This window comes from Nostoc paludosum FACHB-159 (genome assembly GCF_014698835.1).
Classification (GTDB): domain Bacteria; phylum Cyanobacteriota; class Cyanobacteriia; order Cyanobacteriales; family Nostocaceae; genus Nostoc; species Nostoc paludosum.
The window spans coordinates 224,539-249,884 of record NZ_JACJTU010000007.1; the positions used below are offsets into that span (position 1 = coordinate 224,539).

Sequence of the window (25,346 nt, forward strand, 5' to 3'; positions counted from 1 at the left end):
TAAATTTTATAACTGCACGGATTAAATATTCCTACAAATATGAGTAAAGTTTTACAAATAAACGGTGCTATGCCTGGGTTAGGCTTTGCCGACATACCTAGAGAAATTATCCCTTTTTTGGCTGGCTATAACTTGATACCGCAATTGATATCTCAGAGGATAATTGAATCAGCGATTGTACCAATCACCTGCACCCAAGCAGAAACATCTCATGCCCTAGAGCAACTTTATCAGAATTGGGATTTGACAACAGAACAAAAAAGACAAGATTGGTGCTTGCGTTATGGTTTGAATCCAGAACAATTAGAACTTTTCGCAACCCGGAAACTCAGAGTAGAAAAGTTCAAACAAATAACTTGGGGACATCAATTAGAATCTTACTTTCTCAAACGCAAAAGATATTTAGACCGAGTTATTTATTCTTTGATTCAAACTGACAACAAAACCATTGTTAACGAGCTATTTTTCCGAATAGCAGAAGGTGAATGTACCTTTGCTGAGTTGGCACGAGAATATTCTCAAGGTTCTGAAGCTGATAGATGTGGCATTATCGGCCCAGTGGAACTTGGTAATATTACTCCGAATTTTGCTCAACTTCTTTACACAAGTCAAGTCGGTGTAGTTCAACCACCCGTAGCTTTTGGAAATTCATGGGTTATTGTACGTGTAGAAAAACTAATTTCTGCACAGTTAGATGATTTTATGCGCCAAAGATTGCTGCAAGAACATTTTGAAGCTTGGTTTCAACAGCAATTAAATCAATTGTCGCCGGAAGAAAAAATTTGGATGGGTGTTAATACTAAATCTGCACAGATGCAAGAAGTTGCATAGTGGAATACAGAAACGAACCGCAAAGGACGCAAAGAGCGCAAAGAAAGAATAATTTTCAAATAAGCTCTAAATCCGCAAATTACACAAAAATTTTCTCTAATTTCTTCTTTGCGTCCTTTGCGCCCTTTGCGGTTCGTCAATTAATCAAAACCTATTATTAAAAATCATGAAAAATCCCACAGTAAATCTCCAAGAATTAATTGCAAGTTTATTCCCATTTAATCACTTACCCCAGAGTGTTTTAGAAACTTGGATAGGTCAGATACAATTTTTCCGCTATCGCATTGGACAGATAATAGTCACTCAAGAAGCTATGCCTGCTCAAATTACTATTATTTATCAAGGACAAGCGAGACTGTTAGGCTACAATGCTGACAACCCAAATCCTGTAACACTGAAACTGCTGTCATCAGGAGAGGTGTTAGGTTGGTTAAGTCATGTGCGAGGGATTGCATGTGAAACTGCGATCGCTTCTACTGAAGTTATCGCATTCAATCTACCCATTGCTGATTTTCTCACACTACTTAAACAAGAGCCAGCTTTTGCCCAAGCCTTACAAAATCATGTTACCCTTTTAGAAGTATATGAACTGCTAACAAAAGAACTCACCCGTCGCGCAGATGGCAGCAAAAATTTAGTTAAGCTTGCTCAAGCTGCAACTGAAGCAGCAGTTATCCAAACATTGCCTGCACGCAAGGTATTTCACAAGCAATTAAACTCAGAATTTTTATGGTTAGTTAGCAGTAATTTTGATGCTAATTTTCCTGCGGGGAGTCGTTTAGAATTAGATAATTTAAACCCCAAATTCAAATTTAATACAAATATGCGTTTAGTGGGTTTACCTAAATCTTTATTAGGAGAAAAACCTACACCCACAACAATTTTACCCGCAGACATTCCCTATGCTTCGGAAATTACCATCACTGAAGAATCAACTGCTCCATCTAAGCAAAAAAAGTATCCTTATATCCGAGGTAGAGGCCCTTTAGATGGTTCTTTGGCTTGCTTTGAAATGTTAAGCCAATACTTTCACATCCCCATGCGCCGAGATGTATTGCGGCGAGTTTTAACAAAGCAACAAGAAAACAAAGGTGCAATATCTCTGCAATTTTGTGCCGCCGCCGCTGAATTGATGGGATTGACAACGCAGATGGTGAAAGTTCCTGCTGCTGCTGTCAGTCGTTTGCAACTACCACTAATGATTAGTTGGCAAGGTAGTTTTGCCATTGTTTATAAAAATAGCAACCAAGAGTTACTGATTGCTGTTCCAGAGATGGGATTGTTGCGCTACAAACTGCGAGACTTTGTTGAAAACTGGGGGCAAGAAGGAGAAGTACTACTACTACAAACCACTAAAAATACTCCCAAGGCACGGTTTAGTTTGAATTGGTTTGTACCTGCAATCAAACGCCATCGCAAAGTACTTATTGAAGTGTTGTTGGCTTCGATTGTAATTCAGATTTTTGGGTTAGTAAATCCTTTAGTCACCCAAGCAATTATTGATAAAGTATTGGTCGGCAATAGTCCTGGTACTTTGGAAGTTTTTGGGATATTTTTGCTAGTAGTCGGGGTAGTTGAAGCCATTCTTACCACAGTCCGCACTCATTTATTTGTAGATACAACTAATCGGATTGACCTCTCCCTTGGTTCAGAGGTGATTAGTCATCTGTTGCGTTTGCCATTATCTTATTTTGAGCGCCATCCTGTGGGTGAATTGGCAACACGCATTCATGAATTAGAAAATATCCGTTCTTTCTTGACTGGTACAGCGTTAACTGTAGTGATGGATGCAATGTTTTCTGTAGTCTACATTGTGGTGATGGCATTTTATAGCCCAATTCTGACTTTAGTAGCATTGGTAACGGTACCGTTGTTTGGCTTACTCAACTTGGTAGTATCGCCAGTAATGCGGCGACAATTACAAGAAAAAGCCGAACGCAATGCCCAGACTCAATCTTACTTAGTAGAAGTCATGGGAGGAATGCAGACAGTCAAGGCGCAAAATTTAGAAATGCGATCGCGTTGGCAATGGCAAGAACGTTATGCCCGTTACATCAGTGCCGGTTTTAAAACAGTTTCTACCCAAACTACAGCCAGTTCTGTTAGTAGCTTCCTCAACAAGTTTTCTAGCATGTTAGTGCTGTGGGTAGGCGCTTATCTCGTCCTCAACCAACAACTCACCCTCGGACAACTCATCGCTTTTCGCATCCTTGCAGGTTATGTAACTAGTCCATTGTTACGCTTGATGCAACTATGGCAAAATTTCCAAGAAACAGCCTTATCTCTGCAACGCCTTGCTGATATTTTAGACACTCCTCAAGAAACAGAAACAGAAGCGCAAAATATCCTCATGCCTAGCATTCAAGGTCATGTGCGCTATGAAAATCTCAGTTTTAGCTTCCGCGATCGCGGCCCATTGCAACTGTCTAATATTAACTTAGACTTTCCCACTGGCTCTTTTATTGGCATTGTTGGACAAAGCGGTTCCGGTAAAAGTACGTTGCTAAAATTAGTACCTCGGCTTTACGAACCCAAGTCTGGCAAAATCTTAATTGACGGCTATGATATCACCAAAGTCGAACTATACTCCTTACGCCGTCAAATTGGCATGGTGTTACAAGATACCTTATTATTTGATGGCACAGTCCGGGAAAACATTGCCCTGGGAAGTCCTGAAGCTAGCGACGAAGAAATTATTGCGGCGGCTCAAGTAGCATTTGCCCACGACTTTATAATGGACTTGCCCAGTGGTTATAATACCCTAGTCGGCGAACGAGGTTCAGCGCTATCTGGAGGACAACGCCAAAGAATTGCGATCGCTCGTACCGTCCTGCAAAATCCCCAATTACTCATCCTTGATGAAGCCACAAGTGCCTTAGACTACAACGCCGAAGCCCAAGTTTGCCGCAACTTAGCCACAGCTTTCCAAGGAAAAACAGTCTTTTTCATCACTCACCGCCTCAGCACAATCCGCAATGCCGATGTCATCCTGATGATGGATAAAGGTGTCGTCGTCGAACAAGGCACTCACGAACAATTAATGGCACTCAAAGGTTACTATTACTGCCTCTACCAACAACAGGAAACGCAGATTTAGTCATTAGTCATTGGTTTATCTCCCTCATCCCCCAGTCCCCAGTCCCCAGTCCCCACTCCCTCTATTATGAACATTCCACACAAATTCGATCAGCCGGTTCTTTTACAACAAACGCCTACTTGGTCAAGAGCGATCGCTTGGACTATTATCGGAGTTAGCGCCTTTACAGTAATTTGGGCATCAGTATTCAAAATTGAAGAATCAGTTCACGCCACTGGCAAATTAGAACCGCAAGGTGCAGTTAAAGAAATTCAAGCTCCAGTTAACGGCGTTGTTAAAGAAATTCTAGTTAAAGATGGTCAGCGAGTCAAAAAAGGTGAAATACTTATTAGCCTAGAACAAACAACATCTGAGGCAGAACTTACTTCATTGAAACAAAGTCATGCTGCTCAGTTACAATCAAAACAGTCTTTAGAACTAGAAAATGATTTCTATCGGCGGCAACTACAAGGACAAGTTTCACAACAACAAATATTACAGCAAACTGCTCTTTTAAAACTTAAGCCAGAACTAGCTTTATTAACTAAAAATCGAGTTGCTGTTTTGGCTGAAAATCAGCTGTATCGCGCACAATTAAACGGCACTAATACTGGAATAGCACTTACTTTAGAGCAACAGTTACGCTTGCAAAATCGCCAGCAAGAATTAGAATCACGCTTGATGGCAGCTAAATTAGAAACACAACAAACACAACAGCAATTACTCCAAACTCAAGCACAATTAGGCAGTGCCCAAGATGTTCTGGCAATTAATCGCCAAATTTATCAAAATCTCAAAACTTTAGACAAAGCGGGTGCATACCCCAGAATGCAAATCCTCAAACAGGAGCAAGAAGTAAATGTCAAACAAGCAGAAGTAATGCGGCTAACTCAAGAAAAGCAGCGATTACAATTAGCTGTTGTGCAAGCAAATGAAAAGTTTCGGAATGCTGCGGCGCTATCTCAAGAAGACTTATTAGGAAAAATTACAGAGAACGACAAAAGAATTGCTGAAATTGACAGTCAACTAACTAAAGTAATTATTGAAAATCAAAAACGAATTTATGAAATTAATAGCCAAATCGGAGAAATTGACAGCAAGTTAGCTCAAGCAAAACAAACGCTGAAATATCAAAAAATTGCTGCTCCGGTGGATGGTACTGTTTTTGAACTCAAAGCTAAAACAGCAGGGTTTGTTGTCAATTCCAGCGAACCAATTCTCAAAATCGTTCCCAGCGATAGTTTAGTTGCTAAAGTTTTCATCACCAACCGTGACATTGGCTTTGTTAGAGAAGGACAACAAGTAGATGTGAGAATTGATTCCTTTCCTTTTCAAGAGTATGGTGATATCAAAGGTGAGTTAATTGAAATTGGTTCTGATGCTCTACCTCCAGACCAAGTTTATAATTTCTGGCGTTTTTCTGCAAAAGTCCGCCTGAATGGACAGAAGTTACTGATTAATCAACGCCAAATTTCGCTGCAATCAGGAATGTCTATTAATGGTAATATTAAATTGCGTCAGCGTACAGTTATGAGTATCTTCACTGATTTCTTAGTGGATAAAGCTGAAAGCTTAAAATCTGTTCGTTGAGAAGAATTCAGAATGCGATCGCATTGCCACTGATGCGGTCTTAATTCTATTTTGAAAGACAATTGTTAACCAAGCTTCCTATCAATAAATACTTTGTTTATAGCAGTTGGAGTATAGTTTAAGACATAAACTTCTCGTAAAAAAACGATGTCAAGAGACTTTCGCAAGCCTATTGCCTTTTGCGGATTAATTCATCAGTGCAGCCAGCAAAGTTCTGACCACGGCTTCCAATTCTTCAGTCACTCGGTAAAGGTTAATTGCTTGTTCAATACTTTGTTTTTGTCTGTATAATATACCAAATTGCCAGACATTACCTGTTGTTACTGCTCCTAATATTTCAGCTTGATTAGAATCAGTCCATTTATCAAGGGCTATCATCTCAGTGGCTAGTTGGATAAATCCCCTATTTATATCTGCTTGCTTAGCTTCAATCACAATTAAATTTTTTGTTGTTCGGAGATAATAATCCAAATTGCCTTGGAGCTTATTATCAACTTTAATACTATACTCTATTCGTAATTTTGCGCGGGAATAATGGATTAAATCAGTAACAATAGGCGCAATTAAAATTTCCCGGCGAGTAGCTTCGTTTTCTAAATCTACAAAAGGTAATACTTCTTCAATCCGTTTTCTCAGGTCAGTAAGTCTGTCTAATGTGCCTGAATATTGTGGTAATTCCAGAAATTTACGCTCGAATGAATAACCAAATTCAGCAACTAAATCATCAACTGCAAACCCTAAGTCAAAGTAATTGCTAAAAGTATATGAGCGATTTGGGTCTAACAATGGCGGGCGGCTCATTGAATTCCTCCAATCAAATAAATTCAGTCAAAATAATTCATAATTAATAATTACTAATTTATAACTATTACCCCACGCATAAATACGCTTTCTTGAAAAATGATGCCAAAATAATTAATATTTAATAATTATTAATTATATTCATAAATCAAGGGGCTTGTACCTGAAATTATGAATTATGAATTATAAATTAATAATTATTTAGTCATCTTCAGATGACTTTTACTATGAGCAAGGAACTTCAGTTCCTTGCTGGACATCGGTTTTTAAGTTAAATTAACATCGATGTATAGCTGTACACCCCTACAGCCGATTATTATGTTGCAAAGATTTTTTGAATTGGTATATAGCGCTTGGCAATCAAATGAAGTACAGAAATTGGTAGGGGCGCAAAGCTTTGCGCCCCTACCAAGTACCTCACTAAAACGGGAAATGCTATAAGTTCAAAACCTTAAAATTTCTCGCTCGTAGCCTTCTGGTGTTGGTTCAATTTCCCAGACTAAGCCTTCTCCTGGCTCTAGTTCTACATCGACATAAAGCCGATCGCTCGCTTGTGTTGCTGTATCCTCATTATTAATAAAGGGTTGCAAATCTTCGGTTAATAGTCTGAGTTTAAATCCAACTGGAATGGTTTCATCTGGATTGGCATTTTGCAATTCAAAACGCCATACATTGTCTGTTAAATTACCTCTAGTAAATACGCGCAACTCGTAGGTATAACCAGCGATCGCCAACTGTCGCGACAAACATATATTTGATTCTGCGCTTTCTCGATTCCGCACGCCACTAGGAGCTAATTGCAACCTAGTCGTTCCCCAACCAAGTTGTTGGGCTAAATTTGATACTCCTGTTTGCAACCATTGTTGAATTGACCACTGTGGGGATAACCCTTGGCGGCGTTCGTACAACTGCTGACGCCAACCACCATGTGCTAATAATGCTCCCCAAAGTTCAAAGGGAATGGCTAAACGCGGAAAAACTACTTCTGAATTACCCAGGCGTTCTAGTAGGTTTTCTGCCTGTGCTAAAGGTAACTCTGGTAAAGCTGCCACTGACGCACGTAAAATTTCCTCTGGACAAAGTTGACGAGTAATCCACAAACCATTAATGTCTTTGATTAAGCGATCTTCATCCAAAGAGTAAGTGCGATCGCCCCCATCATAAACCCCTTTGGTTTTCAATTGACGATGAGTTGTGTATCCCCAAACACTCACCCAGCCCCCATTAGGATTAACTTGTACTCCGATATAATAATCAGCAACCCAACTGGGAATATCCACCCATTCCTGGGGTACACGCAATTCTGGTGTGTCAATTGTTGTTGTCGGAATTAATACCAATCGAAACCCTTCACAAGCGATGGCACTTCCATTAACAAATTCCCAAAAGCTAGGTAGTGCAGCTATTTGAGTCGAAAGTTTCGCACTGGGAAATTGCTCCTCTCTCAACCAAGGTAAAAATGCATCTAGGCACATTTGGTTAACTGAGGCTAGCCACCGTGCGCCAGATGTAGAAAAAGCTGCTGATTCCTGGGTTTGAGAAGATAGGGAAATTTCTAGGGTCAGCTGTTCTGGAATTGGGGATACATCAAAAGTCATTGTCAAGACTCCACTGGCGACGAGAGAATAATAGGGCGATAGTGAGCAATTAACCATTCTTCTAGAGAATTGCTCATACTGTCGATTACGTCAGATGTCACAGAAATATGCAGTGTTTTTTGGCTCCACTGCGCTAATTCCATTAGTAAAGTCTTTTTGATTTTAGTTAATTGCCGAGAAACTGTATATTGTTTAACTCCTAGCTGTAGGGCAATATCTTGCTGGGTCAATCCTTGCTTGTAGTAGGTTTGCAGAAGTGCTTGGGCTGCGGTATCTAATTTTTCTAATGCATCGCTTAAAATTCGGTTGATTTCGGTAGTTCGCTGTGTTAAATGTTCTGTTTCTTCTTGAAGAATTATTTCATTTAATACCGATTCTTGAACATCATTTGTCAGGAGATCGAGCAATTCACCTGTTTCTTGTCCGGGTACGGGGACATCAAGGGAAACAGAGGCGGGATATTCATAGAAACGCACGGCTTTAGCAGTAGCAATTAACCAAGATTCCGCATTTTCTGGAGTGCAGGCTGGATGAGAACTAGGCTGACTCAGGCGTTCAGTGTTGTAAAGCTTGGCGATCGCTTGTAATGTTGCATTATCTGGTTTGGTAAGTTTGTGAGCAGTTGCAGCATTATTGGGTGCGTAAACTTGCAAGAAACAATTCCAAGCCAGAACATAACGCGCGATAATTTGTGATGGATAACCCCCTTGTTTGAGAGATTCCACTAATCGCTTTTGGCTGATTTTGTGCAGCAATCCCCAATCGCTACAAATATCGACTTCTTGCTGCTGACGTAACAAATCTTTGATTAAATTACTAAAAGTAAATTCAGCATAAATTTTCAAATTTGAACTTAATTGTGGGTTAAAGCCTCTGAGAACTTTGTCAATGCGAGCGATGGCTGTTTGGAAAAAGTCGGCGATGGAATGTTGACTTAGTACATTCATCTTCATTTTTCTCGCAACCCAATAGCAGACTTCCTGCAAATAAGCTGTTATATGAGCAACAGCGATGGGACTTGCCTGGGTTTGCCAAATACGATGCCAGTAAATAGCCCAAAAGGTTTCAGACTCTTGAAAAGAATATTGTTCTAAACAATTTTGCATACTTCGCCGCAACTTACTATCAGTAATCCAACGGTCAAAAACATCACCTTTAAACAGCACAAATGTGGAAAAAATTTCAATGATATGTTGTCTTGAATACATAAAATTTTTGGTTTGATAAAAATAACTAATAAATTTAAAATACTTTCTAGTACCGAGATTTTCCTGAAATTTAACCTCAACCCAATGTAATTTTCTTCTTAGCCAAACCGTGTTGCTTTATAGTAGAGTGCATTATGTCTATGTGAGATTATTGAGAAAAAATTATGTTTCTTGCATAAATATAATAATTGGAGATGATATCTAATGTGTGCCAAAGTTACATATTTTATGATTAAGACCGTCATTACTCATTTGCCTATTGCCTAATGCCTATTGCCTATTGCCTATTGCCTAATGCCTATTGCCTAATGACTAATGACTAAATTGGTAGTTTTAAAATTTGGTAAAGGTAGCTTTGATGCTGGGTTTCCAGTTACTCTCCAAATTGGAGAAGAAAATAGCCGTGCTGAAACTGAAGTTATCGGCGAACTACCGCCAGACGAAGAATTACCGGTAAATTTTAATTGTTGGCAGACGATTTATCGAAACCTAGATTTTTCTGCTCGTCCCAAAGGACTACCAAAACTCCAAAAAGTAATTTCAACCGATGGAGAGTGTTTACAAGCGGCACAAAAATTGCGCGATCGCTTGAATCAATGGCTGCAATCACAAACCTTTCGCAATATCCGCGAGAAGTGGCTCGAAAAACTTCAGAAACATGACCAAATTCGAGTAATTTTACAAACGGAAGATTATCAACTTCAAAAGCTTCCTTGGCATCTTTGGGAGTTAATAGAACGCTATCCAAATGCAGAAATCGCTTTAGCTGCCCCTAGCTATGAGAAAGTTAGCTTTTTGCCAAAATCGGCGACAAAAGTTAAAATTTTAGCATTATTAGGTGATAGTCATGGAGTCGATATAGCTACAGATCGTCAACTTTTAGAACAACTACCTGATACAAACATTCACTTTCTTGTAGAGCCATCTTGTGAAGATTTAACAGATAATTTATGGCAACAAAATTGGGATATTCTTTTTTTTGCAGGACACAGTTCAAGCCACACTACAGGAGAAACAGGCCAAATTTATATTAACCAAACAGAGAGTTTGACAATTAGTCAGTTAAAGTACGCTTTAAAGCAAGCCGTCGATCGCGGTTTAAAGTTAGCAATCTTTAACTCCTGCGATGGCTTAGGACTCGCAAGGGAATTTGCTTCTTTGCAGATTCCGCAGTTGATTGTGATGCGCGAACCCGTTCCAGATAGGGTAGCGCAAACATTTCTCAAACATTTCTTACAAGCATATTCTCAAGGCCAATCTCTTTATCTAGCAGTCCGTATTGCCAGAGAACGACTGCAAGGGTTAGACGGACAATTTCCCTGTGCCAGTTGGCTACCTGTGATTTACCAAAATCTCGCAGAGATACCGCCAAGTTGGGATGAGTTGGGGATGGGGCATGGGGCATTGGGCATGGGGCATGGGGTATTGGTTACTTCTGCTTCATCTCCCTCATCCTCCACACAATCAACTAACAAAGTCAAACGCTCAAAATTTCATCTTCTTTGGCTCATCTTTATAAGTTTAATAACTGGTGGTTTAGTTGTGAGCGTGCGATATTTGGGAATGCTGCAAAAATTGGAGTTGCAAGCATTCGATAGATTGCAGCAGCTACGCCCACATGAAGAGCCTGAGTCTCGGTTGTTAGTTGTGACAATTACTGAAGAAGATGTGCAATCACAGTCTCAAGAAAGACCCCAAGGTTCTCTTTCAGATGAATCTTTATTGAAGTTGTTGAAAAAATTAGAAGCCTATCAACCGCAAGCAATTGGATTAGATATTTACCGCGATCGCCCTGTCAAATCAGACTTACCAGAACTCCAAAAACATCTGTATAATAACAAACATTTAATTTCAGTCTGCCGAGTTAGCGATCCTCTATCCGAGCATCCCGGAATTAAACCTCCTCCAGAAATATCCCTAGAACGCTTGGGTTTTAGTGATTTGGTATTCGATGCTGATAACATTGTCCGTCGCCATTTACTAGCATTAACTCCACCCCCTTCTTCACCTTGCAAAACTTCGTATAGTTTCAGCGTTCAATTAGCATTGCGTTACTTGGCTGCTAATAATATCTCTCTCAAATTTACGAGCGATGGTGCTTGGAAACTGGGCAAAACTACTTTTAAACCGCTAACAGCACACACAGGAGGATACCAAGGAATTGATGCTTCGGGACACCAAATTTTATTAAATTACCGTTCTCATCATTCGCTAAAAACATTTGTGCCCCAGGTAACGCTCACAGAAGTAGTAACAGGAAAAGTTAACGCTAGCACAATCAAAAATAGAATTGTTTTGATTGGTACAACAGCCCAAAGCTTTCAAGATTATTCATCCACACCTTACATTACAAATGAAGGTGCTATCGAAAAAATACCCGGTGTTGTCTTGCAAGCACAAATGATTAGTCAATTGTTGAGTGCGGTTCTTGATGAGCGATCGCTGTTATCAACTTGGTATCTTTGGCAAGAAATTATCTGGATTTTAGCATGGTCAGTAACAGCTAGCCTACTAGCTTACTACATCGAACGGCTATTTTATTTAACTATTGTAACTGGAATTACAATCGCCAGCCTCTACGGGATATGCCTGATATTTTTAATTAAATTGAGTATTTGGATACCCCTTGTTCCCCCAATTATCAGCTTTATGGTTACTCTTATTGTTACTACTTATTTTATGAAGAATTATCTAAATTTCTCGAAACCTGCACAGATTTTAGTGATTACTAAAAACAGAGATAAATAAACGTTAGGAAAAATGAGGTATGAAAAAATTTCTTCAGCGGCTAACTTCAATTACTACATTCATCATTTTGATGAGTTACCTGAATACTTCCCTAGCAGTAGCAGAAAAATCCAACCCAATTAATTTTAATCCACCTCCCCCACCAGCCGATCGCGGCGCACCTGGAAACCGAGGAGAAGGAGCTTCACGGGGAGAGTGTACTCAAACTGGTGTACCTTTAACTGCTCTCGTACCTAGCTACGAACAGCAATTGCAACAAGGCACAAATCAAACAGCTACCATTACGGAAGTGTGGGGATTAACTAGTAAAGAACAACCTAGCTTTTGGTTTTATATTCCTTATGAAAAATCTTCCATTAAAACCATTGAGTTTGTTTTACAAACTGATAAAGATACAATAATTTATCGTCAAAATATTACAGCACCTCCAGTACCTGGAATTGTGCGAGTGCAATTGCAAAATCAAAAGAGTATTCTGGAAGCTAACAAACCTTATCATTGGTTTTTTAAGGTTAGAGTTGCTTGTGACTCTCAACCAGCAACATCAAATTATGTCGAAGGCTGGGTACAGCGCGTAAATTTAGATGCATCATTACGCGAACAAATCAAAAAATCTTCGCCACGTCAGCAAGCAGCAATTTACGCAAAAAATGGCATTTGGTTCGATGCTTTGACAACCATAGCCGAACTCCGTTTGGCAAATTTGGATGATTCACAACTGACTGAAGATTGGAACAATCTACTCAAAGTAGTGAAACTAGAAAAACTGGCAACAAAAGTTTTAATTGGAACTAATCAATCCCAAATTTGACATCCAAAATAATCTGATTCCCAGAGCGATCGCTGATTGCTAATTCGAGTAATTTGATTATAGAATAATATTTTTTAGCAGAATAAGCAATTTCAAATTTACTTTTTTAGCAAAGCGATCGCAGTCATATCCGTTGTGCTAGACTAACTCATACTGAATATAGTAATTGAAACATAGTTGAGCGTCATAAACTGAGCCTCAAACCCCGACAAACAGACACTTTCAACACTATTGCCTATTGCCTGCTATTATTAACTAATTAACCAATAAAGCTGATATTCTTCAATTAAAAATGTTCCACTCTTAGAAGACATCTTGAAAAAGAAGTAATAATCTCCTGATTCCCAAATACTAAATTCTTGCTCCTGTTCCTGAACCTTAACTGTAGAGCCACCGTTGGGAATAGTCATATTAGCAACCTGTGTTTCAGTCTGTGCATTCATCAAAATAATTTCCAGCAAGCAGAAATCGTTGAGTTCAGCAGAATAACGAACCTTGAATCGGATTCTACCTCCATCTCTGAGGGTTTTTTGAATAAAAAATTTTTCCGTTTTCACGTGATTCCCAGACAGTTGAACGCCTTTACCTTGTGTTAACGTTTGAGTTTTCCTATGGTTTAATGAAGTCATAATTTTTACTCCTCAGAAAAGAAATTCACTTGAAAAATAGCGCTACTATGGAATTTGTGAACTTAGCTTCAAGGTAATCAATAGGCAAGAGATATCGTCACAATAGGTAAACATTAACTACCTGTTGTCTACTACCTTAATACCTATATAATTTGTTTCCAAATTAAATCGGATTCCTGTAATTGGGAAGCCGATAAATGTCTTTTGTGTTGCTAATTTTTTATCTTCTCATCATTGCTAATAAAACGCAATGCCAGTTAAGACACTAAAAAACTAGTCAAAAAGACAGTTAAGACAGTTAGGACATTTAAGACAGTTAAGGCATAAATCGATGATTTGCTAATGACCAATGTGGTTAATTGTCAAGACAAAATAGGCAGATTTTTTTGCTAAATTCATATAACAATGAAAGATTTTTAGGAAAGAACTTTGGTTAGCAAATAGTATATTTTCTGAGGCAAAGTAACAGATACTACTAAACTTATTGTCAAAAATATTTATAATTATTTAATGATTTTAGCCGAAAACTAAATTATTAAATAAAGGAATAGGGACTGAGGGAGCAGAGATGGGGAAACAAAGGGACAAGGGAGACAAGGAAAGTAACTCCTCACTCAACAGTCATCAATCAACACTTTCAACTCCCAGTGTCATTAAATTGTCTATTCTAGATTCTCCTCACATGAGATACCAAGTTGGCGGTAGCCTCCACACCAACGATCCCACATACGTCGTGCGTCATGCAGACAAAAAACTTTATACAAATTTGAAAGCTGGTAATTTTTGCTACATATTTAATTCTCGCCAGATGGGTAAATCATCCTTATTACAGCGAACTAGTCATCGCCTTAAAGAAGAAGGCTATAAATGTGTTTACTTAGATTTAACGCAATTGGTGAGTGAGGGTATCACACCAGCGCAATGGTACAAGAGCATCATTATCAGCTTGTTATACGGCTTAAATTTGGCAGAACAGGTTAAATTTAAGCAGTGGTGGGAGATGCAAGCAAGTCTTTCTCCTGTGCAAAAACTATATCGGTTCGTTGAAGAAGTTTTATTACCAAATATTAAGAACTATTCTCAAACAGACGGTAAAACTAAAGGCATTTTCATCTTCATTGATGAGATTGATAGTGTGCTGAATTTGAATTTTCCTGTTAACGACTTTTTTGCCTGGATTCGTTATTGTTACGAACACGCACATAACCCAAATTTCCCATGTCTGGGATTTGCATTATTTGGGGTAGCCAGTCCGTCGCGCTTAATTGCAGACAAACACCAGACACCTTTTAATATTGCTACGTCTATCGAATTATTCGACTTTGAATTAGATGAAACTAAACCATTGTTAGAAGGGTTGAAGACAGCGATCGCCCAACCAGAAATTGTATTGCAAGAGATTATTTACTGGAGCGGTGGGCAACCTTTTTTAACTCAGAAACTTTGCCATTTAGTGATGCAAACTGCTTTAAAGGCATCAACTGGTAAGATTGATTTATCTCCAAAAGCCGAAGCGTGTTGGGTAAAAAAATTAGTGCGATCGCGCATTATCCAAAACTGGGAATCACAAGATGAACCGCAACACCTCCGCACTATTCGCGATCGGTTACTTTTCTTCAACCAACAACAAGCAGGACGATTACTAAGTCTTTATCACCAGATATTGCAAGCAGAGGAAGCACAGGAACACAGAAAAAATTACAGTCACTCTTTGCCCTCTACCCACAGTCCCCTCTGCTCCCCTACCTCTTCCAGTGCGCTATACCCAACGCCTATTGACGATAGCCCAGAACAAACAGAGCTTTTACTATCGGGATTAGTCCAGAAGCGCAACGGCTATCTGAAAATCAAAAATCCCATCTACCGCACTATCTTCAATTCTGAATGGGTGCTAACCTACTTAAACAATACTTCCACAACTAAAGTTGGATTTTAAAATCATAACCACATAAACTACAAGTCCCTGCCAGAAGCATGACCCCACAAAAGTAGTACTGGCGTCAGAAAAAGACTTGATTTTGGATAGTCTTCTGTGATAACCTGCTTTTGCTTTATAAAATACGGTTTATCGATAAAGTTACTGTATTTAATATAAAATATTGTATTTTTGATTTGACAAAGGGATACTTGACAGGATTCTAAAACTGTTTTGAGAGAAAACTCATGGTCATTACAGAAAGACGTAAACTTGGACGTTCACAACTAGAAGTTTCACCAATATCTTTTGGTGGTAACGTTTTTGGGTGGACAATTGATGAAAATACTTCATTTGAAATATTAGATAAGTTTGTAGCCGCAGGAGGTAATTTTATTGACACAGCCGATGTTTATTCTAAATGGGCAGCAGGAAATCAAGGTGGAGAGTCAGAAACAATTTTAGGAAAATGGCTCAAACAGCGCGGTCATCGCGAACAAGTGGTGATTGCAACTAAAGTTGGTAGTGATATGGGTGTTAAAGGCAAAGGACTTTCTCGCAAACACATCCAAGAAGCTGTCGAAGACTCATTGCAAAGATTACAAACTGATTATATCGATCTCTATCAATCGCATATTGACGATGAAAGTACTCCCCTTGAAGAGACTCTTGAAACCTACAGTGAATTGATTCGTCAGGGAAAAATACGTGCGATTGGTGCTTCCAACTATAGTGGTTCTCGTTTGCTACAGGCATTAGAAATTAGCCGCAAACATAGTTATCCTCGCTACGAAAGTCTTCAACCCCGTTATAACTTGTATGACCGAGATAGTTATGAACAGGATTTACAACAAATTTCCCAAGAACATGAAATTGGTGTAATTAGCTATTCTTCCATAGCTAGTGGTTTTCTATCTGGTAAATACCGCTCAGAACAAGATTTATCTATTAGTGCCCGTGGTAATTCCATAAAAAAATATTTAAATCCTCGTGGTTTTGCAATTTTAGAAGCAATAGACCGCGTGGCAAAGTCATATAATTCTACTCCCACCCAAGTTTCTCTAGCTTGGCTGATTGCTAATCCCACCATTACCGCTCCTATTGTTAGTGCAACAAACCTCGAACAACTCAACGATATTATCCAAGCTGCTAATTTGAAACTCGATGCAGGCGCTATTAATCTTCTCAATCAAGCCAGTTCTTGATTAGTTTTTGATAATTTATAATTCAGAACTCAGAATTTATAAAACTTTATTTGGTTATGGCTAAAGCTTGAATAAAGAATAAGATTTAGATTTTTTATTCTTTACCAATAACAAGATTTCAAACGACTAAGTAGAACAGCGTAAAAAAACCAAAATATGTAACTAAAAGTAAAGTTGCCCAAAAAACTCTTCCCTTCTGCCTTCTGCCTCCTGCCTTGTCATAACGACAATTTTCAACACCGACCTACTTAATATTCAATAGTTAAGCCTGGAAAATTCAGCTTGAGTTTTGACTAATGAGTTCTGAATTATTCTTGAATAAATACTTAAAAATATCACCATAAAAAAACAAACGTGAAATTAGTTTTTGCAGCTTTTAATCAATTCCCAAGTAATCTAAGAAATTTATGAATACAGAAACTTTTCACATATCGCCAGCACAGAACGTAATTACAGCTGATGTTTTAGTTTTAGGTGGTGGCCCAGCAGGCACTTGGGCAGCCCTTTCTGCCGCCAAACAAGGTGCCCGTGTCGTCCTAGCCGATAAGGGATATTGCGGTACCTCAGGAGCAACAGCTCCATCCAATACTGGCGCGTGGTATCTTCCGAAAGGCGTAGAACGTGATGCAGAAATTGAGCGTCGGCTGTCGAGGTCAACAGGACTTGCCGATCGCCATTGGTTGCAGCGTGCGATCGAACAGGCAAAAAAAGGTTTAGATGACTTAGGCAATAGCGGCTATCCCTTTCCTTTTGACGATGAAGGCAATCCCTACCGTGCTAACTTACGGGGGCCGGATTATATGCGCTTCATGCGGCAAAGAGCGATCGCAGCTGGTGTACGCATTCTAGACCATCATCCCGCACTAGAACTACTTGCGGCCGATGGTGCGATCGCTGGTGCCGCAGGTATCCATCCCCGCAGTGGGAATCGTTGGGAAGTTAGGGCCGGTGCTGTGGTACTAGCTACTGGCGGCTGCGCTTTTCTCTCTCATGCACTGGGTTGCGACGGCAATACCGGCGATGGTTATCTCATGGGGGCTGAAGCAGGCGTCAGACTATCTGGCATGGAGTTTTCCTCCCAATATGGCTTGGCACCCGCTCATACTTCAGTAACCAAGGGGCTAACATTCTCCTTCGCCAGCTTTTATCTTGAAGACGGCTCACCTTTGCCAGAGACTGGAGAAGATCGAGCTGTACGCATCGCCCGCCAGCTGATAGCAGGTGAGAAAGTATATGCCCTAATGGATCGCGGCAATCCCGTTGAACATGATTGGTTGCGCCAGGGTCAGCCCAACTGCTTTTTACCATTTGAGCGCATCGGATTAGATCCATTTAAACAGCGCTTCCCAGTCGCACTACGTTCAGAAGGTACTGTTCGCGGAGTCGGCGGGCTGGAAATCATCAACGATGATTGCGCTACAACAGTGCCCGGACTTTATGTTGCTGGCGATACAGCCTCTCGTGAAAATCTTACAGGGGCTGTGTCAGGGGGAGGAAGCCCCAATGCGTCCTGGGCTATTGCTAGCGGCACTTGGAGTGGTCGTGCAGCAGCCCTTTTTGCAGCCTCTCTTGGCGACAAAGCAGACACACGCTTAGTTCATGGTTTAGGCAAGGCGGGTTTGCGTCCCCGCAAACATCAGATAGAAGATGGACTGATCTCGGAAACTATCGGTGCTGTTCAGGCTGAAACTTTGCCGCTTGAAGTCAATTTCTTTCGTTCTGGAGCCAGGATTGAATTGTCACGCCAACGCCTGGATGCAGTATGGCAGGATATTCGCGATTATCTCGTAGGCGAAGGCCGCAATGCCGTCCGGGCACGAGAAGCAGCAGCAATGACAGCCACAGCTCGCTGGATCTGGGCGAGTGCAGCCGCACGTCAGGAAAGCCGAGGAATGCACCGACGCACAGATTTCACAACAACCGATGTGCAACAAACACGACGAATTTTGACTAGTGGTATCGATGATGTTGTGGTTGTTGCCCAAGAAAATCAGTTGAAAGAGGTAGCGTAATGATCGAAATTGTAGATAGCGATCGCTGTATTGGATGCGATATCTGCGTGAAAGTTTGCCCACGCGATGTATTCGATTCCGGAGACGACGGATTAGCCGTAATTGCTCGGAAGTCAGATTGTCAGACTTGCTTTTTGTGCGAACTGTATTGTCCTGTGGATGCTCTTTATGTGTCCCCTCACGCCGAACTGGATGATGAAGTTGACTCAGAACAGTTAATCGCCCAAAACTTACTGGGAAGTTACACCCGTAACATGGGTTGGTCTCGCGGCAAAATGGGAGGAACTGACAAAGATCCAACGCGACAACTGAGGATTTTGAACAGGGTAGGACGGGAGAATACACAAGAGGCAGGGGGGCAGGGAATAGGCAATAGGCAATAGGCAATAGGCAATGGGCAGGCGTTTGGATACAACATATGGTAGGTAGCACAGCTGTGCTAACCTACGAATTTACTTAGGGGTTAGAACTGGAGAATTGAGAGAGTTTACCTGTGAATACACGTTCTGCTGGGCCTGTCATGTAAACTCTTTGGTCGATTTCTGACCATTCAATTTGTAACAAGCCACCTGGTAATTCTACGGTGGCAGTGCGATCGCATTTTCCAGTTAACACACCAGCCACCAAGGAAGCACAAGCGCCAGTACCACAAGCCAGGGTAATCCCTGCGCCTCGTTCCCAGACGCGCATTTTCAAATAGTCGCGGCGCACTACTTGAATAAATTCAGTATTTGTGCGTTGGGGGAAAACTGGGTGATGCTCAAATTTGGGGCCTATGGTTTCTAGTTCAATTGCGGCGACATCTTCCACAAAAGTAATACAGTGAGGATTTCCCATACTTACGCAGGTGACTTCCCAAGTTTGCCCCGCCACTTCTAACGGCTGACTAATTACTTTTTCTGGGGCGGGTGTCAGGGTAGTGGGAATTTCAGCAGCGAGTAACCTGGGTAAACCCATATCCACCTTCACTTGACCATTAGGCAGGATTTGGGGTGTAATCACACCAGCCAGGGTATGAATGCGATATGAGTCTTGATTGCGGGATTCACCCTCTAACTCTGCCAAAAATCCAGCTAAACAGCGAATCCCATTACCACACATTTCCGGTTCTGAACCATCAGAATTGAAAATCCGCATGGTGTAATCAGTGCCGTTTTCTCCAGGTAGGGCAAAAATTACACCATCAGCACCGATACCAAAATGGCGATCGCACAACTTGATGGCTTGCTCTGGAGTTACTATAGGCAAAGAAGACGAGCGATTGTCAATCAGAATAAAGTCGTTGCCTAGACCATGATACTTAGTAAATTCGATTGCCATTTCCAAAATCAATAAATTATATTTGTGTTTTGTCATTGGTCATTTGTCCTTTGCCATTAGTCATTAGTCATTTGCCATTAATGAATCACCAATGCCCAATGCCCAATGCCCAATGCCCAATGCCAAATGCCCAATATCCAATGACTAATGACTATGATTACTGAATTTGACACCTCTTTGCCTAGTATTAGACAAGTTCAAATCCTGATTAAACAAACAATACCAGCAGAGTTCAAGTTGCTGACTGGCGATATAATCACAGGGAGGGTTTTATGGCAAGACCCACATTGTGTATGTATTGTAGATGAAAACAGCGAGCAAACCACCGTTTGGAAACAAGCGATCGCTTATATTAAACCAAAAAGTTAAGACTCAGGCATAAAAATTACAACTCATCACTTCTAGTTGAGAGGTGAAATTAGTCTTTGACATTAACTGTCTGGGAACGCCTAAATTACTGGGTAGCACTAATACTGCTCCCAGTAATTTATTCTTGCCTACTTCGGGCTAGACACAATCTAAAATAACCTAAATTTAATCGCATTTTCCTTATCTGTTTCTCGAAATCTAAAAAATTTAATACAGACTTGCATTTGATCAAACATAAATTGGTTTAATACTAACCAAAATAATTTAAAATTATGCAGCAAAATCAATGTAAATATTCGCTCAAATATTCTTTTTTAGGAAGCATAATATTATTAGTTACTTTTAATTTAGAGCCATCTACTTCTTATGCTACAAGCAATATATTTATTTTAGATAATTCAGGTAGCATGGGTTGTGCCCGTGATACAAAATTTTCCGATAAAGTTGATAAAATTCATCCAGATAGATGTGAAAGCTCAGTCAAATATCCTGTTGATATAGGTCGCCTATCAATCATCGAGCAAGTTGATAAATTAAGTATCAGTAATTCTGAAGTTGCTCTAATTGAGATGGGGGGAGTGACTACAACAGATCCCAAAGAATTAACTCAAATTAAAAAAGAAACATGTCAAGTAAGGACAGCCATTGAATTAACAAAAAATATCACTTATTTCAAAGACCAAATCAACAACAAAGAACTAATCATTCCTAATCATAGTGGTTCTACAGGAACTGGTAAAGCTCTCGATCTAGCATGGAAGATGGTCAAGGATAAGCAAGGTGAGCGTCGATTAGTCATCATAACTGATGGCGAACCCAACTGTGGTGTACCAGTATGTGAAGTTGTGGATGGTATAGATAAAGAAATCAAAGCCGCACCTAATAAATTTAAGATTTTAAAAGAAATTAGAATTTTATATGGAGCAAAGCCAGAAGAACTCAATGAAGATAAAATTAAGAAAAGTTATAATTGTCAATCAGTACCTTTAAATAAAATTGCAACTCAAGTAAACTTTCAAAAAATTAATATTTCAAAAAAAACAAATTCTAATCCTCAGTTTATTAACCTTATTTGGCTATTATTACTTTTGCCATTCATTTTTGCATTTATTATATTTAAATTCAGCAAATTTTTTAGCGATATTCGTCAGGATACACTGATATTTATATTAGATGCTTCTCAAGAAATGTCTACTGAAGTGGATGTTATTTGGGATGGCTCAGAGAAACATATCAGAAAAATTGATATTGCAAAAATGATAATTGAAAAACAAATATTTGGTGCTCAAAATAAATTTATAAAAATAGGACTAGTTATTTTCGGCCCAAACTATAATTCTAATCCATATATTATAAAACAACCTGCTTGTAGCCAACACCTTGAAATTATTAGAACTTTAATTAAAACTTTTCCTGAAGGAGAAGCACCACTAGCCGATGTCTTAGAAAAAATATTAAAACAAGAAATACTAGAGCGCTATTTTGATGATATAGCTAAAGAAATACTTAGGGAAGAAATACTAAAAGAAGAAATTAAAAAAGAAAGACAAAGAGAAACACAAGAAAAAGAAAAGTTAAGGAAAGAAATAGAACAAAGAATAAAAGAAGAAATACTACAGGGACATGCCGATAATATCTCCCAAGAAGCATTAGAACAAAAAGTAAACGAAGAAATAGAACAACGCTACACTGCTAGGATTTCCCAAAAAGAATTAGATCAAAAAGTAGGAAAAAGCCTAGAAAAAGAAATACAACAACGCTATTCTAATAAACCTATTAAAAAACTTATATCTCAGATAAAAAAAACTAGCGTACCTCATATTATTTTACTTACAAGTAGCTACGATACTTGTGATGGTAGTCCTATCTTGATTATCAAGAAACTTCAAGAATATATTAACTTTTATATATATATTATTGATTATTCAGAAAAAGATTCTCTTACTAGCTCTAGTTTAGAAATATTTGCCAGGTCAAGTGAAAAAATTCGTTTATTTAGATATGACGAACAAGACTATTTTGATGTAGTTGTAAAAACAGTTGATTTATCGTTTAACAAAAAAGACAAAGCGAAGAATTTAACTAAGTCAACTGATAAGAGCAAAATTATAATAAAACAACAAAATAATATTCGCGGATGGCTGATTGTTGAACCAGGAGTTCAGCAACTTGAGAACCACAAGCTTGCCAGACGTGATGATAATCTTTGGGGTGAAAATGACTTAAAAGCTGGTTCTTATGACTTGTATATAGAATATGTAGATTCTTCTGTGGCTAAGACAAAAACTAGAATAACTATTGAGAAACTGGAAAGACTAAAGAAAGAATACAAGGCTAAAGAAGAGGCGTGGGATATACGAAATGAGAAAATAAGAACATTAGGAAACAGTCAGGCATATATGGCAGATCCTAGTCAGAAATTTCAGTTAGAGCAACAAATTAAAGAAGAAGAAAAAAAGCAAGAAGCATTGGCAGAAGAATTAGACAGAATTGATCGGGATATAATAACTTTTAAGTTTAATTCAATTTATCAAAATTATTCTTATGCTGAGAGTTTTGAAATTAAAGAAAACGAGACTAAAATTGTGCCAATACCAAAAAAAGATTACAAACCCCTTCAGGGTACGGAACAGGCAAAAGGGAATGGGGAACAGCCACTGCCACCGGAAAAACGCGATCGCTAGTGGTAGGGTGCATTATGGAGGCAAGTCCTAACGCACCGAAATCATTAACAGTGCGTTACGCTGCCGCGATAACGCACGCTAACAAACTACCATCAAAGCGATGGGATATTTTTTAATTGGAAGTCCCTTACAGGGATACTGAACTTGTGATGCCAAATAACTGTTCCAATTGACTCAGACCTGTCAAATTACCGCACAACAATACTTGGTCGCCGACTCGCAAATCCATGTTGCCATCAGGATAGCGGATAAATTTGCCATCACGCCGAATTGCCTGCACTTGTACGCCATATTGTTTGGTAATATCCAAATCTGCAAGAGTTTTAGCTAGTATTGGGGAGTCAGTGTTCACTGTCACCCATTGACAAGCGCTATTTTCTCCGGGGACAGCTGCTTGTCCCTTAGCGAATTCTGCTAAAGCTGCCAGTTCTTCATCTGCTCCCACCACCAGCAAGCGATCGCCTTCTTCCAAACGAGTTTGATTACTGGGATAATCGATTTCATCCCCGTTAGCTCGGCGAATTGCCATCAAACTGGCTCCTGTTAAGTAGCGCATATCTGCTTCTTCTAAACTCATGCCAATTAAAGGCGAACCAGATGGTAGAGGATACCAACGCTGATTTAAATCCTGAGTTGCTTGGCGCAAATCCTGGGCAACTTCAGTAGCAGAACGTTCTGGTCGTAATTCTAAATAATGATCCTTGCGGATTTGCTGCATTTCCCGTTGGATTACAGGCTGGGAGAAGCCTAAGCTAGTTAATAAATGAGTCACCATTTCTAAACTCGCTTCAAACTCTGGTTGCACAACTTCCCTGGCTCCCAGTTGATACAGCACTTCAATATCTCTATTGTGGGTAGCGCGAACAACTAAATCTAATTCTGGGCACAATTCCAAAGCACGTTTCAAACAAAGACGACTACTCATAGGGTCAGGAAGTGCGATCGCCATTCCTTTGGCATGATTGACTCCGGCAGTTTCCAGAACGTGTAAACTCACACAATTGCCATAAACATAAGATACCCCAGCTTCGCGCAACTGCTGAATTCTACTTTCTGATTGATCGATTACTACCACAGGTAGGTCGTGTTGCTGCAACAATTTCACTAAATTTTTGCCCACTCGCCCATAGCCGCAAACCACCACATGATCTTTTGAAGGTAAATCTTCTGACATATCCCGTGGCTGCTCTTCTGCTAAATAGGGTTTCAACCAGGGTATGGATTCGGCGAAGTTAAATAAAAATGGCACTAACCGCAAAACAAATGGCGTTAGCACGAGGGTAACTGCTGTGGTTCCCAAAATCAGTAGATATATCCTTCGGGACACTAGCCCCAAAGACTGCCCTTCACTGGCGAGAACAAAGGAAAATTCCCCAATTTGTGCCAGTCCCAAACCAGCGATTATGGCTGTTTTCAGAGGATAGCGAAACAGTTTCACTAGGGGCGTGATAATCAGAAACTTCCCGACAAAAACTATTGCCACCAGCACTAAAATCAATTCCAGGTTCTTCCACAAAAACACTGGGTCAATTAACATCCCAATGGCAGCGAAAAACAAACTGGCAAAAATATCTCGCAATGGTTCCACGTAAGTCAGGGTTTGGTCGGCGTATTCCACCTCAGAAATCATCAACCCGGCGACAAACGCCCCCATTTCAATGGACAGCCCCAAATGCTCTGTCAGCAAGGCAATGCCCAAACATAAAGCTACAACGCCTAACAAAAATAGCTCTTTGCTTTCAGTACGCGCTAACAGTCGCAACAAAGGCGGTATCAGCCAAATCCCCGCTGCGATTGCGCCGGCGGCAAATAAAGCAATGTACCCCAGTGCTGTGAGTACGGCGATGCCAATAGTTTCTGCGGGTTGGTTGAGGGCTGGTAAGACTGCCAACATCAATCCCAACGCCAAATCCTGCACAACCAAAATACCCAACATTACTTGTCCGTGGGGCGTTTCCGTTTCATTGCGCTCCATCAACGACTTGAGGACAACCGCCGTGGAAGACAACGAGAGGATGCAGCCCAAAAACATACCCTTGGCAGGTAACGTTCCCCAGGCACCCGTTAACCCGCATACCGTGACGGTGACCAAAATTGTTAAAGCAATCTGGAGTCCACCGCCACCCAGAGCGATCGCTTTTACCTTTTTGAGTTCGGCAAAAGAAAATTCTACACCCAAAGCGAATAATAAAAACGCCACCCCGAACTGTGCCAGAGTCTCAACTTGAATAACTTCTTTAATCACTCCCAGTCCGGCTGGGCCGACGATCATCCCGCCAATGAGATACCCTAGCAGCACAGGTTGTCGCAAAAGTGCCGCTAAAAGTCCGCCACAGGCTGCAACCGCCAAAACTGAAACTAAATCAACAATTAACCTAAAATCTTCTTGCACCAGTTTAAAAAAATTATTAAAGTTTATTAAAACTAGGATACAAACTTTTATATATCTCAGGATAGTTTATTTTGGGCATGGGGCATTGGGCATGGGGCATTTGTACTGAGCTTGTCCTGAGCGTAGTCGTTGGCGCAGCCTCTCGTAGAGAAGTATG

17 protein-coding genes are annotated in these 25,346 nt (G+C 40.0%); 11 read left to right on the forward strand and 6 right to left on the reverse strand.

Annotation, left to right across the window (positions count from 1 at the left end):
- Positions 1 to 39 precede the first annotated feature (39 nt).
- The 3 genes from H6H03_RS09800 (at position 40) to H6H03_RS09810 (ending at position 5,497) form a co-directional block, all read left to right on the forward strand.
- Positions 40 to 831 (forward strand): peptidylprolyl isomerase, encoded by a 792-nt coding sequence (locus tag H6H03_RS09800; RefSeq protein WP_190954934.1) that lies wholly within the window; start codon positions 40 to 42, stop codon positions 829 to 831.
- Between the two features lie 166 nt (positions 832 to 997).
- Entirely contained in the window at positions 998 to 3,928 is a 2,931-nt protein-coding gene (locus H6H03_RS09805; RefSeq protein WP_190954935.1) for a peptidase domain-containing ABC transporter, read from the forward strand.
- Between the two features lie 66 nt (positions 3,929 to 3,994).
- Positions 3,995 to 5,497 (forward strand): HlyD family efflux transporter periplasmic adaptor subunit, encoded by a 1,503-nt coding sequence (locus tag H6H03_RS09810; protein ID WP_190954936.1) that lies wholly within the window; start codon positions 3,995 to 3,997, stop codon positions 5,495 to 5,497.
- A 186-nt stretch (positions 5,498 to 5,683) separates the two neighbouring features.
- Here the strand turns inward: H6H03_RS09810 and H6H03_RS09815 are convergent, their stop codons facing one another.
- The 3 genes from H6H03_RS09815 to H6H03_RS09825 all read right to left on the reverse strand — a co-directional run bounded on the left by H6H03_RS09815 (position 5,684) and on the right by H6H03_RS09825 (position 9,104).
- Entirely contained in the window at positions 5,684 to 6,298 is a 615-nt protein-coding gene (locus tag H6H03_RS09815; RefSeq protein ID WP_190954937.1) for a hypothetical protein, read from the reverse strand.
- A 443-nt stretch (positions 6,299 to 6,741) separates the two neighbouring features.
- Positions 6,742 to 7,896: a DUF1822 family protein gene (locus H6H03_RS09820; RefSeq protein WP_190954938.1), complete on the reverse strand. Its 1,155-nt coding sequence runs from the start codon at positions 7,894 to 7,896 to the stop codon at positions 6,742 to 6,744.
- A 2-nt stretch (positions 7,897 to 7,898) separates the two neighbouring features.
- Entirely contained in the window at positions 7,899 to 9,104 is a 1,206-nt protein-coding gene (locus H6H03_RS09825) for a sigma-70 family RNA polymerase sigma factor (protein ID WP_190954939.1), read from the reverse strand.
- A 315-nt stretch (positions 9,105 to 9,419) separates the two neighbouring features.
- Between H6H03_RS09825 and H6H03_RS09830 the strand changes: the two genes are divergently transcribed.
- Together H6H03_RS09830 and H6H03_RS09835 are read left to right on the forward strand one after the other, a co-directional pair.
- The gene (locus H6H03_RS09830) at positions 9,420 to 11,852 is read left to right on the forward strand and encodes a CHASE2 domain-containing protein (protein ID WP_190954940.1); all 2,433 of its coding nucleotides are present in this window, start codon (positions 9,420 to 9,422) and stop codon (positions 11,850 to 11,852) included.
- Between the two features lie 19 nt (positions 11,853 to 11,871).
- A complete protein-coding gene (locus H6H03_RS09835; RefSeq protein WP_190954941.1) occupies positions 11,872 to 12,663 on the forward strand; it encodes a DUF928 domain-containing protein in 792 nt (263 codons plus the stop codon).
- Between the two features lie 251 nt (positions 12,664 to 12,914).
- Here the strand turns inward: H6H03_RS09835 and H6H03_RS09840 are convergent, their stop codons facing one another.
- A complete protein-coding gene (locus H6H03_RS09840) occupies positions 12,915 to 13,292 on the reverse strand; it encodes a hypothetical protein (protein WP_190954942.1) in 378 nt (125 codons plus the stop codon).
- Between the two features lie 568 nt (positions 13,293 to 13,860).
- Between H6H03_RS09840 and H6H03_RS09845 the strand changes: the two genes are divergently transcribed.
- From H6H03_RS09845 to H6H03_RS09860, 4 genes are all read left to right on the forward strand, one after another.
- Positions 13,861 to 15,228 (forward strand): AAA-like domain-containing protein, encoded by a 1,368-nt coding sequence (locus H6H03_RS09845; protein ID WP_242057756.1) that lies wholly within the window; start codon positions 13,861 to 13,863, stop codon positions 15,226 to 15,228.
- A 227-nt stretch (positions 15,229 to 15,455) separates the two neighbouring features.
- Positions 15,456 to 16,412 (forward strand): aldo/keto reductase, encoded by a 957-nt coding sequence (locus H6H03_RS09850; RefSeq protein WP_190954943.1) that lies wholly within the window; start codon positions 15,456 to 15,458, stop codon positions 16,410 to 16,412.
- Between the two features lie 407 nt (positions 16,413 to 16,819).
- Complete coding sequence (locus tag H6H03_RS09855) at positions 16,820 to 18,424, forward strand: FAD-dependent oxidoreductase (protein ID WP_190954944.1); 1,605 nt, start codon at positions 16,820 to 16,822, stop codon at positions 18,422 to 18,424.
- Positions 18,424 to 18,807, forward strand: a complete 384-nt coding sequence (locus tag H6H03_RS09860; protein WP_190954945.1) for a 4Fe-4S binding protein — start codon at positions 18,424 to 18,426, stop codon at positions 18,805 to 18,807. The genes H6H03_RS09855 and H6H03_RS09860 overlap by 1 nt, the downstream gene beginning before the upstream one ends.
- Before the next feature lie 73 nt (positions 18,808 to 18,880).
- On the opposite strand, the gene dapF is transcribed toward H6H03_RS09860, so the two are convergent.
- Positions 18,881 to 19,744 carry a diaminopimelate epimerase gene (gene dapF / locus H6H03_RS09865; RefSeq protein WP_190954985.1) on the reverse strand — a complete coding sequence of 288 codons (864 nt, stop codon included), beginning with the start codon at positions 19,742 to 19,744 and terminating at the stop codon, positions 18,881 to 18,883.
- A 153-nt stretch (positions 19,745 to 19,897) separates the two neighbouring features.
- Between dapF and H6H03_RS09870 the strand changes: the two genes are divergently transcribed.
- Both H6H03_RS09870 and H6H03_RS09875 read left to right on the forward strand, forming a co-directional pair.
- On the forward strand, positions 19,898 to 20,113 hold the full coding sequence (locus H6H03_RS09870; protein WP_190954946.1) for an Hfq-related RNA-binding protein: 216 nt from the start codon (positions 19,898 to 19,900) through the stop codon (positions 20,111 to 20,113).
- Positions 20,114 to 20,385: 272 nt separating this feature from the next.
- Positions 20,386 to 22,797 carry a vWA domain-containing protein gene (locus H6H03_RS09875; protein WP_190954947.1) on the forward strand — a complete coding sequence of 804 codons (2,412 nt, stop codon included), beginning with the start codon at positions 20,386 to 20,388 and terminating at the stop codon, positions 22,795 to 22,797.
- Between the two features lie 127 nt (positions 22,798 to 22,924).
- Here H6H03_RS09875 and H6H03_RS09880 read toward each other — a convergent pair whose 3' ends face one another.
- The gene (locus tag H6H03_RS09880; protein WP_190954948.1) at positions 22,925 to 25,189 is read right to left on the reverse strand and encodes a cation:proton antiporter domain-containing protein; all 2,265 of its coding nucleotides are present in this window, start codon (positions 25,187 to 25,189) and stop codon (positions 22,925 to 22,927) included.
- Positions 25,190 to 25,346: the final 157 nt, after the last annotated feature.